The organism is Nostoc sp. ChiQUE01b (assembly GCF_034531255.1).
GTDB lineage: Bacteria > Cyanobacteriota > Cyanobacteriia > Cyanobacteriales > Nostocaceae > Nostoc.
Genome location: NZ_JAVRBM010000015.1, coordinates 25,919 through 40,150, shown reverse-complemented (window position 1 = coordinate 40,150; position 14,232 = coordinate 25,919). Strand labels below are relative to the sequence as shown.

Annotated in this window: 11 protein-coding genes and 1 tRNA gene; 3 read left to right on the top strand and 9 right to left on the bottom strand. The window is 41.8% G+C overall.

Annotated features, from left to right (window positions below; genetic code table 11):
* Window positions 1-37: 37 nt before the first annotated feature.
* The 5 genes from RMY63_RS12500 to RMY63_RS12480 all read right to left on the bottom strand — a co-directional run bounded on the left by RMY63_RS12500 (window position 38) and on the right by RMY63_RS12480 (window position 8,088).
* Window positions 38-3,082: a hybrid sensor histidine kinase/response regulator gene (locus RMY63_RS12500; RefSeq protein WP_322729093.1), complete on the bottom strand. Its 3,045-nt coding sequence runs from the start codon at window positions 3,080-3,082 to the stop codon at window positions 38-40.
* 118 nt (window positions 3,083-3,200) lie between these two features.
* Window positions 3,201-6,017 carry a methyl-accepting chemotaxis protein gene (locus RMY63_RS12495; protein WP_322729003.1) on the bottom strand — a complete coding sequence of 939 codons (2,817 nt, stop codon included), beginning with the start codon at window positions 6,015-6,017 and terminating at the stop codon, window positions 3,201-3,203.
* A 61-nt stretch (window positions 6,018-6,078) separates the two neighbouring features.
* Window positions 6,079-6,576, bottom strand: coding sequence for a chemotaxis protein CheW (locus tag RMY63_RS12490; protein ID WP_322729002.1), 498 nt, complete (start codon window positions 6,574-6,576; stop codon window positions 6,079-6,081).
* Between the two features lie 4 nt (window positions 6,577-6,580).
* On the bottom strand, window positions 6,581-6,958 hold the full coding sequence (locus RMY63_RS12485) for a response regulator transcription factor (RefSeq protein WP_069071198.1): 378 nt from the start codon (window positions 6,956-6,958) through the stop codon (window positions 6,581-6,583).
* A gap of 62 nt (window positions 6,959-7,020) precedes the next feature.
* On the bottom strand, window positions 7,021-8,088 hold the full coding sequence (locus tag RMY63_RS12480; RefSeq protein ID WP_322729001.1) for a response regulator: 1,068 nt from the start codon (window positions 8,086-8,088) through the stop codon (window positions 7,021-7,023).
* Window positions 8,089-8,541: 453 nt separating this feature from the next.
* Here RMY63_RS12480 and RMY63_RS12475 point away from each other — a divergent pair, with 453 nt between their 5' ends.
* Window positions 8,542-8,697: a hypothetical protein gene (locus RMY63_RS12475; protein WP_322729000.1), complete on the top strand. Its 156-nt coding sequence runs from the start codon at window positions 8,542-8,544 to the stop codon at window positions 8,695-8,697.
* Between the two features lie 766 nt (window positions 8,698-9,463).
* Window positions 9,464-10,519: a DUF2278 family protein gene (locus RMY63_RS12470; protein WP_322728999.1), complete on the top strand. Its 1,056-nt coding sequence runs from the start codon at window positions 9,464-9,466 to the stop codon at window positions 10,517-10,519.
* 244 nt (window positions 10,520-10,763) lie between these two features.
* Here RMY63_RS12470 and RMY63_RS12465 read toward each other — a convergent pair whose 3' ends face one another.
* The 3 genes from RMY63_RS12465 to alr form a co-directional block, all read right to left on the bottom strand.
* Window positions 10,764-11,027, bottom strand: a complete 264-nt coding sequence (locus RMY63_RS12465; RefSeq protein WP_322728998.1) for a hypothetical protein — start codon at window positions 11,025-11,027, stop codon at window positions 10,764-10,766.
* A tRNA-Leu gene (locus tag RMY63_RS12460) sits at window positions 11,001-11,082 on the bottom strand. Before RMY63_RS12460 ends, RMY63_RS12465 begins: the two co-directional genes overlap by 27 nt.
* Window positions 11,083-11,239: 157 nt before the next feature.
* Window positions 11,240-12,427 carry an alanine racemase gene (alr, locus tag RMY63_RS12455; protein WP_322728997.1) on the bottom strand — a complete coding sequence of 396 codons (1,188 nt, stop codon included), beginning with the start codon at window positions 12,425-12,427 and terminating at the stop codon, window positions 11,240-11,242.
* Between the two features lie 451 nt (window positions 12,428-12,878).
* Between alr and RMY63_RS12450 the strand changes: the two genes are divergently transcribed.
* Window positions 12,879-13,376, top strand: coding sequence for an HNH endonuclease (locus tag RMY63_RS12450; RefSeq protein ID WP_094349059.1), 498 nt, complete (start codon window positions 12,879-12,881; stop codon window positions 13,374-13,376).
* Between the two features lie 294 nt (window positions 13,377-13,670).
* Here the strand turns inward: RMY63_RS12450 and RMY63_RS12445 are convergent, their stop codons facing one another.
* A complete protein-coding gene (locus RMY63_RS12445) occupies window positions 13,671-14,105 on the bottom strand; it encodes a hypothetical protein (RefSeq protein ID WP_322728996.1) in 435 nt (144 codons plus the stop codon).
* Between the last annotated feature and the right edge of the window lie 127 nt (window positions 14,106-14,232).

Genomic DNA, 14,232 nt, shown 5'->3' with positions numbered 1-14,232 from the left:
GCGTCGCTAACGCTGCGCTAACAGCAGTCAACAATTTTTAATTAGATGCTGCCTTTTCTACTACAGGATGAATTATTTCCTCCAGCGTTTGCAATAATTCTTGCTCGTTATAAGGTTTAGAAAAGTAAGCTCTTGCCCCCAATTGCATAGCTAGTTGTCGATGTTTATTGCTGCTACGAGAAGTCAGCATCGCCACAGGAATATTTTTTGTATCAACATCTGAATTTACCTTACCTAAAAAGCCATAACCATCAAGACGAGGCATTTCAATATCGCAAATTACTGCCTCAACTTTTAATCCACTATGGAGTTTTTCTAAGGCATCTTGACCATCTTTAGCTTGCTCTACTTGATACCCTCCTTTTTCAAGGGTCAGGGCTAAAAAGCGGCGGACATTAATTGAATCATCTACGATTAAAATTGTGCCTTTCTGCTTAATAGATGCTGCTGATATTTTCTCTTCATCAAAAATCAAGAACGGTGTTTTTAACCTTGCTGACGGTAATTGAGTGCCTCTAGGAGTCCGCTGATTTGTAGCAATCCAATACAGTAATTCATTGACATTAACTAGTGGCACTACTCGACCATCACCGAGAATTGTGCAGTTGCTGAAGCCTTCAGGTAAAGGTATATTTCCCTCGACTTGGCGAATCGCAACTTCTTGTTCGCCCCAGCAACGATCTATTTGGATTGCGACTGGCTGATTATTACCTTTGACTACTAACACGCTGTTAGTACTAATAGCTGCCGGAATTTCCAACTCTGGGCTATCGTAGCGTAGGCAATTAAACTCTAAATAACGAGTTAGGCGAATTAGTGGCAGCATGGTTCCTTGCCAATTTAAAACTTCGCTACCAGCCATTTCAAAAACTCGCTCGTCTTCGAGTAAAGATATTTCTGAAATCACATCTGTGGGAAATGCTAATAGAATTTTATTGATTTCTACCAGCAGAACTCGGGCAACGGAAAGTGTAAAGGGTACTGAGAGGGTAAAGGTAGTACCAACTCCTGGTTCCGTATCAACTTTCACATCTCCTCGAATCAGTTTGAGGTTGTTGCGAACCACATCCATACCGACACCGCGACCAGATAATGCTGTGACTTGCTCGGAGGTAGTAAAACCTGGTTCAAAAATTAGTGATAATAGTTCTTCATCACTAGCATTAGCGAGTAAAGAAACATCCAGTCCCATAGCTAGGGCGCGGGTGCGAATTTTCTCTACAGAAATGCCCCAACCATCATCACGGATGGTGATGAGAGTGCGATTACTGCGGTGAGTAGCTGTAATTTCAATTAATCCTTGTTCTGGTTTACCCAAAAGGCGACGCGTGGTAGAGTCTTCGATCCCATGATCGAAAGCGTTCCTTAATAGATGCATTAAAGGTTCGTTTAAAGCTTCTAAAATGCTGCGTTCAATTAAAGTGTTGCCACCTTCAATTTTTAACTGCACATTTTTCCCATGCTCGACATTTAAATCGCGTAAAGCTCTCGGAAAACGTTCGACTAAATCAGACAGCGGCCGCATTCTGATGTGATTTAGTTTGGTTTGTAACTGTTTCGATGTTTTGTTTAGTTTCCGAGCAATATGGTCTGTATCATCTATACTGAGTTGCACATCTGTTGTAACTTCCTGCACTTGAACAATGGTTTCCATAACTTCCTGCGATCGCAGGTTTAATTCGTTATAGCGATCCATTTCTAAGGCATCAAATTCTGTGTTTGTACCTTGTACTTGTCGTCCATTTTCAGCTTGTAGTTGCGCCCCATTCGACATGGTAGCTTGAGTAGAAATTTTATCGGAGACTATACGTAATTCCTGGTTTTCGCGGTCGAGAACTTGGACTCGCTGGTTGAGATTACGAACGAGTTTGCGTAATCTTTCTAATTGCGAGTTTAAGCCATTGCGCTGAACAATCAGTTCGCCAAATAAATCATTAATTTGCTCTAGCTGTTTGCTGGAAACTCGGACGCTATTTTCATGAATTTCTCGTTCTTTACCAATAGCAACTGGCTCTCCTTTGCCTTCGCTAAATTTAGCATCTGGAGGATTGTCTTCTTTCGCAAATATTGTATTGTGTTCAGTGACATTGACAGCCTTTACATCGTCGGCAAATTCTGCATCTACAAATGTAAAATTGGCTGCGATACCTACGGTGGGCTGCGCCAACGCTTCATCTTTAGTCCAAGCTTCTGGAGGGATCTCTGCTTGCCAAACAGCTGTTGACACTACTTCTGTGTCGAGGACATCTGTGGGGAGAAGCTGTGGTATTACTTCTGCTGGTAATATTAATTGGGATTGCATATAACTACCCAAATTAATTTCTGTAGGCAAGTTATCTAGCTGATTCGTCAGTACCAAAGCTTGCGATCGCCGCCATGCTTGCAATGCTAATTGAGCAATTTCAGGAATGCGATTACTACTGACAGTTTCCAAATGCTGCGTTACCGACTCACAAAGCTTGCTAAAAGCTGGCAACTGGAGCATTTCTCCTAAACCGCCTAATTCCGCTGCCAGGATCGCAATTTCTTCATGCAATCCGGCTTGTTCGCTATCTGCCAATATAGATTCTAGACGCTGCAAACACTCTTCTACTTCTGTGGCAAATAGCAAAGGGATAACGTTTTGCCCATCCTCTGGGGATAGCATAGTTGAGGCATCTTCAGGGGTGGGGTCGCCCAAGCGATCGTGCAACTCATCAAAGATGGGATAACAAAAAGTTGCTAACCACTGATCTTCGACAACATTCCCTTCTGCAAGCAATTCTACAATTTGACGCAGCCAGTCAACTCCAGATAGCAATAAACTTTGTAACTGAGTATCAATTTCTAAAGAATTTTTTTTAGTTTTTAAAACTTTAAAGGAATCTTCCAGACGGTGAGATAAATCACTGAGCGATTTAAATCCCATCATCCCCGCGCCACCTTTAATAGAATGAGTGGCCCGCAGTGCAGCATTGATTTTATCTAAATCGATACGATTACTAGTATCGATTTCCAGCAATACCCCTTCTAAAGTATTTAAGTAATCTGTTGCTTCTTCCAGAAACTGCATCTGGATTTCTAATTCTTTGTCTTGTAGCATGGTTTTTGTTAATAATCGTTGGGCATTGGGCATTGGGCATTGAGCATTGGACATTGGGCATTAGTTTTAGACAAATGACTAATGACTAATGACAAATGACAAATGACAAATGACAAACTTAACTAACTTTAAAAGCCTCAACAGTCTCTTGCAACTGTTGGGAAATGTCTACAGTTTGTTGTAAAGATTCGGAAACTTGGTGAGAAGAATCGCTGGTGCGTTGTGATATAGCAGCGATATCTTTCATCAATTGGCTAACACTTTGCGATGTTTCCACCTGAGATGCTGTTGCAGTAGAAATCGATTGCACTAAAGAGTCAATTTGACACGATACATCTAAAATTTCACTCAGACTTTGTTTCGCCTCCTCTACAATTCGAGTCCCTTCTACCACTTGGGTAGTGCCTATTTCCATCGCCTGCACCACTTCACTGGTTTCTCGTTGGATATTTTCAACAATTTGCTCAATTTCTTGGGTTGCTGCGGCACTCCTAACTGCTAGTTCGCCGACTTCTTCAGCCACTACGGCAAAACCTTGACCTTCTTCACCCGCACGTGCTGCTTCGATACCGGCGTTGATGGCTAGTAAGTTGGTTTGAATAGCGATTTGGTTAATCAAGGACACCACGCGAGAAATTTGTTGCGAAGATTCTCCCAAACGTTTCACTTTCTTAGCAGTTTCACCCACAGTTTCCCGCAAAGAGAGGATATTTTGTACTGTCAAATCCATCGCCTGTCCGCTATTGGTGGCGGTGTGAGCAGCATGGTTAGCAATGAAGGCAGCTTTTTCGGCACTTTCGGCTACGGCTTGCATCGATTGGGTCATTTGGTCAACAGCATCAAGGGTGCGGTTGATTTCGGCAGCTTGGGTGAGTGCTTCCTCTGCTAAGTGGCGGATAGCTCCTTCGTTAGAGCCAATGGCACTATTCACATGGATGGCAGCTTGTTTAACTTGGGTAACAATATCCCGGAGGCTTTCGACAATGGAGTTGAAGAAGTCGGCAACAGTACCGATTTCCCCAGCGGTTACGTCTGCACGCACTGTCAAGTCGCCTCTAGCTGCACCTTCTACCTCGTTGAGTAGTTGTAAAAGTTGTTGTTGCAGTGTTTCGTCTGACCCACTTACAGTTACATTTCTGACTTTTTCTATCTCTTCTAATAATTTGGCTTGTTCTAAAGCATAGCCGACTTGAGTTGCTATCTGTTGAAACAAGTCAATTTCCGGCTGTTGCCAAACACGAGGAGTTTCGCAATGATGAGCAATTAATAAGCCTAAAAGTTTTTCTTGGGCAAGAATCGGTACGATTAAATGACCTTTGACAGCAAATTTTTCCAACAGTTGGATGTAACCGTCGGCGTTTTTCAGGCTTTGGTCTTGATGAATATCGGCAACTGCTTGCACCTGTTCATCGCGATCGCTTTCTAGATAATGTTCTCGAAAATAAGGGTCGTCAATTTCCATTCCCAGCATTTCCGGCCAATTATCAGTTACCGATTCCGCAACGACAACGCCAGCCAAAGTACCTGGATTCAGACTATAAATGATTACCCGGTCTGTTTTGAGGATTCGCTGAACTTCTTTGACTGCTGCATGATAAATATCTTCAGTTTTGAGAATTTTCCGAATTCGTAGGGTAATATCTGCTAATAATTTTGCCCCTTCAACGTCCAGTTCTTGTTGCTGTTCCTTAACTAAGACTTGCAATTGTTCAGCCATGTGGTTGATATTTGCACTCAATACCCCTAATTCGTCTTCTCTTTCAATTTCCACACGGGTATTGAATTTACCTTGACCTAACTTTGCTAATGCCGCAGTTGCATTGAGAATTGGCTGTGTAGTCAGTTTAGCTAACCGAGATGCGATCGCACCCACAATTAATACTGTCAGTGCTGTACCAATGGCTATAGTCCACAACAATTGTCTTTGTGGTTCAAATACAGTTGCGGTGTCTGTAGATAAAAGTACTTGCCAGTTTAAATCTGGTAAGCCATCTAGGGTACTAGCTGGTACATAACTAACTAGTTCTTGTTTTTTGTGAGTTTTGGGAACTTCTATAAAACTATCTACCTTTTTAGCTGCTAGCAGCTTAGGTAAATTAGAATACTCTCTCTTGGCCTCTTTCCCCAATAATTCCTTTTGGGGACTCAAGAAAACTGTTCCCGAACCATCGAGCAAATGGTATTGTTGTCCATTGGCTACGTAGTTTTTGATGATTTCCTCTAAAGATTTTACAGGTATACGTGCTTGTACTACACCAATAGTTTGGTTCGTCCTTGTCTCTTTTACAGGTGCGGCGAGATAAATACTCACAACACCAGTATTTTTTGCTGCTTCCGGTTTGCTGATGACAGGAGTATCTTTTTGTAAAGCGTCTTGAAAATAGGTACGGTCTTTTTGGTTATCCAGGAGTTCACCTGTAGACTGGACAATCAAGTTACCTTGGCGATCGAAAACAGCAATACTGTCATAAGCTTTGTAGACTTCGACAACTTGATCTAAGACTGCTTGCTTTTCTTGAGTAGTGATATTGCCGCCGGCTTGGGGACTTGTCAAAAATAGCAAGTTTGATATTACCTGAATATCACCGTAGCGTCCTAGCATGAAGCGGTTAACTTTATCACTTAAGTCAGTGGCTTGGGCTTGTTGAGATTGAGTAATTTGCTTAGTAATAGATTTGTTGGCAAAACCAAAAGCGATCGCACCGATGCCCAAAACTGGTATTGTACCGATTGCGATCGCTAAAATAGTCGCTTTCTTAACCAATCCCAACCTTGTAAAATAGGCAATCCCCTGATTCCAAGAAGAATTATTAGCAGTTTCAGTAGTCAGCTTATTTGGTAGCTTTACTACAGTTCCAATAGCTTTTTGAGATGAAATCAGCGATGCTCGATTTTGAGCGCCATTACCTTGATTCGTGTTGGTTTTATTAAACATAAAAGTAGTTCTCCTAAGTTATGTGAATAAGAACACTAAAATCTTTTTTTAGTAGTAAACCCTAATCACTGCGGAGAATAGAAGACTGCACAATCGCCTGTGCATCTAATACTAGTAATATTTCTTCCTGTTGCACAACGCACCCACATAAATAAGGAACTAAACTGGATGCCACTTGTCCTATAGGAGAATGAATATCATCAACTATGAACTTAGTTGTACCTTTTATTTCTTGTACAACTAAGCCCAATACTAATGATTCCACTTGAATAATGATTACATTGTACTGTCGCAGTCGATAATCTAGTGATTCTAAATTGAGCATTCTTGGTAAATCAACTACCCAAATTATCCGACTCCGCCAATTCATTAATCCTAATATGCAAGACGGCATATTGGGCATTGACGTAATAGATTCAATAGGCACAATAATTGCTTCTTGCGTATGCCTCATTGATAAAACAGCAGTTGTTTGTTGATTTAGCTGAAACTTCAGATAACCATCTGCTAAATTATTGGGGATTGGTTTTGAAGAAAGAGTAATGTTTGTACTAGTCATTGATTCAAATTACCACTGATTTAATAGTACGTAGCAGATGTTCGCGGGTGTAAGGTTTAGTTATATAGGCATCTGCACCTTGTCTCATCGCCCACAAACGGTCAATTTCTTGATTTTTGGAACTACAAACTACAATCGGCACTTTTGCAGTAATCGGATTTCTTCTCAAAGAACGACACAATTCAAATCCACTCATTTCTGGCATGACTACATCAGTAACGATCGCATCTGGTTTTTCTAACACAGCTTTTTCTAAACCTTCTTTTGCACCACTTGCTTTAATTACGTTGTAACCACTCTCTTTGAGATAATGGCTCATTAATTCCAATTCGCTGGGAGAATCTTCTACAATCAAAATTGTACCAAGCAAAGTTAGGCTCACTATTAAATCTCCTAAAAAGATAAATTAAACATATTTTGTTATTTTTATTTGCCTTATTTCAATCAACCAAGATGCTTAAAAACCATTTTCAGCAATTCTGATTGTGTAAAAGGCTTGGTCAAATATCCTGACGATCTGACCATTTTAGCCTTTGCTCTGTCGATAAATCCTGTTCTACCAGTCACCATAACAATCGGTGTATTTTTAAAAGCTGAATGTTTGCGTAATAAGGAACATAGTTCATAGCCATCTAAACTTGGCATTTCAACATCTAGTAAAATCAGATCGGGCTTACTCCGTAGAATTTGCATTAAAGCTTTTACCGGATCGTTAATCATCACAACTGAAAATGTATTTTCATCCAAAAAGTGCTTGATGGAATTCAAAACAGTTTGGCTATCATCAATGCAGGCAATTGTATATAGTTTTTTGCCAACAGGTGACTGAGTAGTTTTATTATTTTCAGGAATATCAAAATTGATTGGTATTGGCAAGTTTTGCCCAAGTTTTATTTGCAGATGTGACTGAACTTGAGACGATTGTGTTGCAGAAAAAACTTGGGAACTCCCACCAGCCGGAATTGATGACTGAATATTTTGCCGATTTCGTAACTGCTTTTGACAGTGTTCAACAAGTAACCGTAAATCCAGCTGACAGAACTTTGGTAATTCATCCAAAGAGCTTTCTGGACTGAATTCATAGCTACCTTCTTTTAAACACAAAAATGATTCCATTACTTCTTTTGCCAATTCATCTATCAGGTTTCCTGCTTGTACAGAGGTAATATATTCCTGATTTACTAACCAACAAATAGCTTGGTAATCCGCATTTGGTATTGATTGATGTTCATTCTTCGTCTCAAACATCAGCCGCATCTGTACACGAGTAGCGCTGTTGAGAGCAGGAATTTGCTGACTCAAGCGCCGTAAGTGACTGTCAAGGCGCTCAAATAGTTTATCTGAATAGGAGGCATAAGTAAGTTTACCGTCCTCTAGATAGATTGACCAAGAAACTATCCCGGTAAATACGCTTAAGCAACCCGTAGCACGCCGACTAGTTAATTGTGCCAACAGAGATAGCGGATGTAGTTTCTGGAACAACCTGTAGCTACCTATAGGAGTTGTGCTCATTTTGCTTTTACTTCAGCTAAAATTCGATACGTGTAAGCTAAATTCGTGTAAAGTTATTCCACAATTAAAATCAAGTAGAAAGCATTAAAATTTTGTATTTTAAAGTACATCATTTTATATTTAGGTTTGTGGTGAAACTCAACGAAAGTAGCCTATTTTCAGATGAGTAAATCTTAGTAAATTCGTAAATTGTGATTAATCTACTTAGTGTTACTGAGATTTCTCAACATCTTTCGAGAAATAAGACATAAGAATGTCAAGACTAGATGAAGCCACTTTCCATTGAGTAACCCCATTCTGACCACAGGAATAATACTGATTTTGTTGATAGTAATATATTTGAACTTCTGTATTTACACTTAAGTAAAATCTAGTTTTTAAATAAGTAAGAACTATATGAAGCTACTTTTCATTAAATAGCCGGTTGTGACTACAGGGATAATACTGATTTTTTTGACAAAAATAAAACATAATTCAGAACGGTTAGTAACCGTACCAGGAAAAGGTGTGAAATTAATCGGCGTCTCCAGGTTAATTTTTCTGGTTGTCCAAAATGCACGATCGCAGAAATGGCTAAAAATTGGACTAATGGATCGCGATCGGCATTAACCAGTACAACAATCTTCAGCACCTAAACTATGCCAAACTAGATGCCGAAGCTATACGCGATTGGTTTGAAAAGGAAGTGCGGTTTGACAGAGTGTTTCTGTTTACAGAGGATTCAATTGCAATTCCCGCCTAGAGATGCAAGTGCATGGATAGATTAGGACTTACGCACTGTACAAAAGAATGATGTTATGTATCAACTTGAATTTCAGCGAATAGCAGTGCATTGCTACAAATATGCAAAAAAATTAATTAATGAAATTGGTGTAGATGGCGACCGCACTCATTAAGAGGTATTCTTAGAGAAAAAGAGTGTTGGCGTAGCCTTGCCGTCAGGCATCACATTGTTGTAATGGGGTGTGAGTGCGATTGCCTACGGCACGCTACGCGATCGCACTTTACAGCAGATGCTAAAAATGCTTGAATCAAGCCTAAAGTAAGAAATTCCTTGCTAGAGTTTCTTACCAGTAGTGGTCAAGCCCAGCGATAGCAACACTTTTGGGAGCCAGTGCTGTTTCCCCTTCTTGCTCGGTCGCAGTTATTTGAAATGATCTTGCATAAGTCCCCAATAACTTCCTGATAAATCAACTATCATCAGTACTGCTGAACAGTAAAGTAAGTTGAAAGGAGACAAAATGATCAAACATGACTACCGTAATGAGTATTGAGCCGAGATGCGCGACGTGAAAGTTGTACATCTTTGCTCAATACCATAACCAGTTATAAGAACCGCCAGCGATAGAAACCAAGCATTTATAAGGAGTAACCTGTGAAGAACTATGGTGTCTTGAAAGGAACAGCCGTCCAATACAAGCGAGATAACGACGATGATCCTCACTCGGAACTCTTAATGAATATCGAAGGAGTGAGTTTTCGCATTGCAATCAACGTGCGATCAAGTCGTGGTCCTGTTCAGAAGAGGCTGATCGAATATTTAATCATCCATGACATTAAGCATCCGATTGTTGACCGTGCGCGTGAACTACCCGAAGGTTGGAATAACCTGAAAGATGGTGTAAAGGATGATGCCGCAATCGACTATATCCGCAGTAACATCTTTCGTGCAACGGACATGAAACCGATCGTGCATCTTGCACCAGGTCCGAACAACGACCTCTTCGAGCAGGTAGAGGATCTCCTCCAGCGTGCGATCAACGAGGACGGTGCCGTCGTGTACGCATTCGGTGAGCGGTGGGGTCCTGAAGAAAAAAAGAAAGACGAGTACTTTGACTTTCTCCCTGGTAACGGAGTCCACCTGATTCATATGAATCAGGGTGGTGCTGGCGATGGGAACGGCACTTACCGTGATGGCGCTCTCATTATCGACTTTCCTAAATCGGGCAAAGCATCAGCGCTCTTTCTGAAATTCCAGAATCAAGTCTGGCACACTGATGAGAAAGATGCTACACCAATTGATGATGCTCCGGCGGTTCCTGTAGTCCCAATCCCAGACACCGGAAATATCGATCCCTGGCCCGTAGTTCCATCGGATTCGCCGTATCGCCTCGCACGCATCATTGCCGCGATGGTAAATCCTCATAACGATGACCCCGGCCACGAATCCGTGACGATTCTTAACACTTCTGACCAAACTTTAGACTTAGCTAACTGGAAGATTCTCGACCAACAGGACAAGGCTGATACGATTTCTGGCTCGATCAAGCCAGGAGAAGCAACCGTCTTCCGACTCAGTGGAAGCGGAGCACAATTGTCGAACAAGGGAGGGACAATAACACTTCTCGACTCCCAAGGACTCAAGGTTGATGGTGTTGCATACACCAAGGCTGCGGCGAAAGCTGAGGGTAAGCCGATTGTCTTCTCCTGAGTACAGACTGGCAACTTTGGCTTCGTTTAAAGTCCCTTGCAATCGTTGACAAAACTGGCTCATACGAATCTATTAAGCCATTACAGCACAAGGAAGTTGCGAAGCTGCGACTCTCAAATTTCTTTGCCTGTTTTGCTTTCATCCTCAAAGTCATAAACAGCATTACCTGGGTTGCTTAAACGGCGTAGGCTAGCAAAACCGCTCTCCTCGCTTCGACATCGCTTCTGATGTTAACTCTTGTAACTCATACATGGGTATAACGTTGTTGCTTGATTGTGACTACTGCGATCGCTTGCCTGCCTGAAAGCAAACCAGCGCTCATAGTGAGTGCTGCACCAAATGACGAACCCCAGACACAGCCTGAAATTTCCTCTAAATAGAAAAGAGCAGGAGGAGAGGAGCGATCAGAGTAATTACCACCAAAGACGATTGTCTTTAGGTTTGATTTCACGCAATAACTGAGCGATCGCAAAGTTAAAAATGCGGATAAAAGGACTTGAACCTTCACTCCTTTCGGAACTAGAACCTAAATCTAGCGCGTCTGCCAATTTCGCCATATCCGCATCAATTTATCATCATACCATAAGAAATTATTTTTGGGAATAGGGAATGGGGAGTGGGGGATGAGGGGAATAAGGGGGATGAGGGAGCAGGGGAGCAAGGGAGGCAGGGGAGCAGGGAAGAATAATTAATCCCCAATGCCCCATGCCCCATGCCTAATTACATGACTGCAACACGAGGCAGACGATGCTTGAATCCACAGAGAATTTCCCAGGAAATAGTGTTTAATTGTTTTGCCCAATCGTCAGCTGAAATTTCTTCTTTTCCCTGTTCCCCTAGCAAGGTGACTACTTCCCCTTCTTGGATATCGGGTATAGCACTCACATCCAGCATCAACTGATCCATTGTAATTGTCCCGATTTGCGACACCCGCTGACCGCGAATTAACACCTGCATTTTGTTGGAAAGACTGCGAGGAACACCGTCAGCATAGCCAATTCCCACGACGGCAAGGCGCAGTTCGCGCGAGGCAATAAATTGATGGCCGTAGCTAACAGCTGTTCCTGCGGCAATTGTTTTAACTTGCGTGACTCGTGCTTTAAGTTGCAAAACAGGCTTGAGATTGATCGCATTTTGTAAATGCGGTGCTGGATAAAGTCCGTAAACAGCTAAACCTACACGCACCATGTCGTAGTGCAATGCCGGATTTGTGAGTGCAGCAGCTGAGTTTGCCAAGTGCAAGCAAGGTACTTGAATTCCCATTGCTTTGATTTGAGCGATCGCATCCTCAAATCGTTTATGCTGTTCTTCCATTGCCGTGGTATCGGGATCGTCTGCTGTCGCCAAATGAGAATAAATACTGGCAATGTCAAGATGTGGTAATCGCTGCACTAATTGCACAAATTCGCCAGCTTGCTGCCAATTAGTTCCCAACCTCGACATTCCCGTGTCTAATTTAATGTGTACGGGTACTGGAGAATCATGATTCATCGATTCCAGAGTATCAGAAAATACTAAAGCTTGTTTAGGACTACAGAGTGTGGGCTGAAATTTCCATTGGGCGATCGCATGAATCTGCTCTAGTGTATGAGTTGCCCCTAAAATCAAAATGGGCGCTTGAATCCCGCCTTCTCGCAATTGAATAGCTTCTGGAACTGTAGCCACTCCCAGCCAACTAGCTCCCGATTGGATGGCAATTTGAGCGACTGTTACCGCTCCATGTCCATAGGCATCAGCTTTTACTATAGCCATCAACTGGGTATGCGGCGATAAAAACTGCACCAATTGCTTTATATTGTACGACAACGCTTCTAAATCAATTTCAACCCAAGCTCGTTGCGAAAACCACGCGTAGGTATCACACTGCTGATTAGGAACTACACCAGGGATTTGTTTGCGACTTAACATTTGTACTGCCTCCTATCCCGCCACGGCTAAACTTTCAAGTTATCTATCTATACACGCTCCTAAAAGCGAGATCAGATTAAATAGGAAGTTTAACCTTCAGATTGGAACTGATACAAGATGTTGGGGCGCTAAAGTAAAAGTTAAGAGTTATGAGTGAGGAGTAGAAGTTAGGAGTTAGGAGTTAAGAGTTAGAAGTTGGAAGTAAATCTTACGGCTCAACTTTTCACTCCATTCTTCTCTACGAGACGCTGCGCGATTGCGTCAGTCTACGTAAGTATTTTATTAAAATTATAAATTTGACTTTCAAACTCCAAACTCCAAACTCCTCACTCCTAACTCCTAACTCCTAACTCAATTTCCAAATTCTCTCCCAAGTATAATTTCTTCTCATCTCCCTAGCAGGGTGTATTTGTGTTAATATATTGTAAAACTCATACCCTGAGCGCAAATAATGGGGAAGGTTTTAGTCTTAAACGCCTCTTACGAACCTCTCAATATAACGAGTTGGCGTCGTGCTGTAGTTCTTTTAATCAAGGGCAAAGCAGAACGCGTCGAACACAACGGTAAATTTCTGTACACGGATTTCCCGTTGCCGACCGTGATCCGGTTGCGTCATTATGTACGCGTTCCTTATAAAGAAATCCCTCTAACTCGCCGAAATATATTGCACCGTGATGGTCATGCCTGTCAATACTGTGGTTACACAGGGGATGAGTTGACACTAGACCATGTAATACCGCGATCGCGCGGCGGAGGCGATACTTGGGAGAATATTGTTACTGCTTGTGTCCGTTGCAATGTCAAAAAAGGCAGTCGGACTCCCCACGAAGCTCACATGCCTTTGCGTCATCCTCCGCGCCAACCTTATAGCAGTCTCTATTTCGAGGTCAGCAAACATCTTAAAAGTGGACTGCATACAGAGTGGCAAAAGTATGTTATAGGTCTTTGAGCAAAAAATCAGAAGAGCAAAGGACAAAGAAGAAATACCCTCTTTCTTTGGGAGATAGCCAATAACTTTAGTTATCGAGTGTTAAAAAATTGGTGGCTATATGGCTTGCAATGAAAGCAATTGCATCAACTATCAAGCTTTTAAATTTGTTGTATGTATATAAAGTTTCCCGATACTTTTTTGCTAACATTCATTAACAAATACACTTTTTCAAGGGCGTATCAACCACTGCACGTTCGCATAGCGTGTCTGTCAGGAGAAGGAAAATCCCTTGCACCCCGTTTAGATCCTGGTTCATTGACTGCCTAGTACGTCACGGCGTAAATAGAGCAACCATTTAAAATCCCTAAAAAGCCCATTCCATAATACTTTTGACTTTTGACTTTTGACTTTTGACTTCCGCCTTGCGGTACTAGTTAGTTTAGATTTGATAACTTTAGCACCACCAAGGTTGGTTACAATCTCACCAGTCCAACTAATTGTTTTTGATGTATAAGCTTCGTTAACATCAATTACCACCTTGCTGTTCTCAAAAGCTTTATGTTTGAGCAATTGTTTGACCTTGTAGTGAGAAAGTGTCAACATCTGCCTAACTGATTTTGAATGAATTCGTCGTTTAGCCTTTAAAGACATCTGAGATGTTTCAAAGGTTGGTAGTAAAATCACATCAAAGTTGTTCACCAAAAATCGTGCAGTCTTTTTATGCAGTTTGTCTACTATAGGACTCATATTTGATTTTTAAGGGAGCTAGGTACACCTTTATTCCTTCTTAAGAGTCCCCATTACCCCTTATCCCCAGAGGGGGCCCCACCTTCCCCAGTCCCCAGTCCCCGGTCTCTACTAGTAATTCACCGAA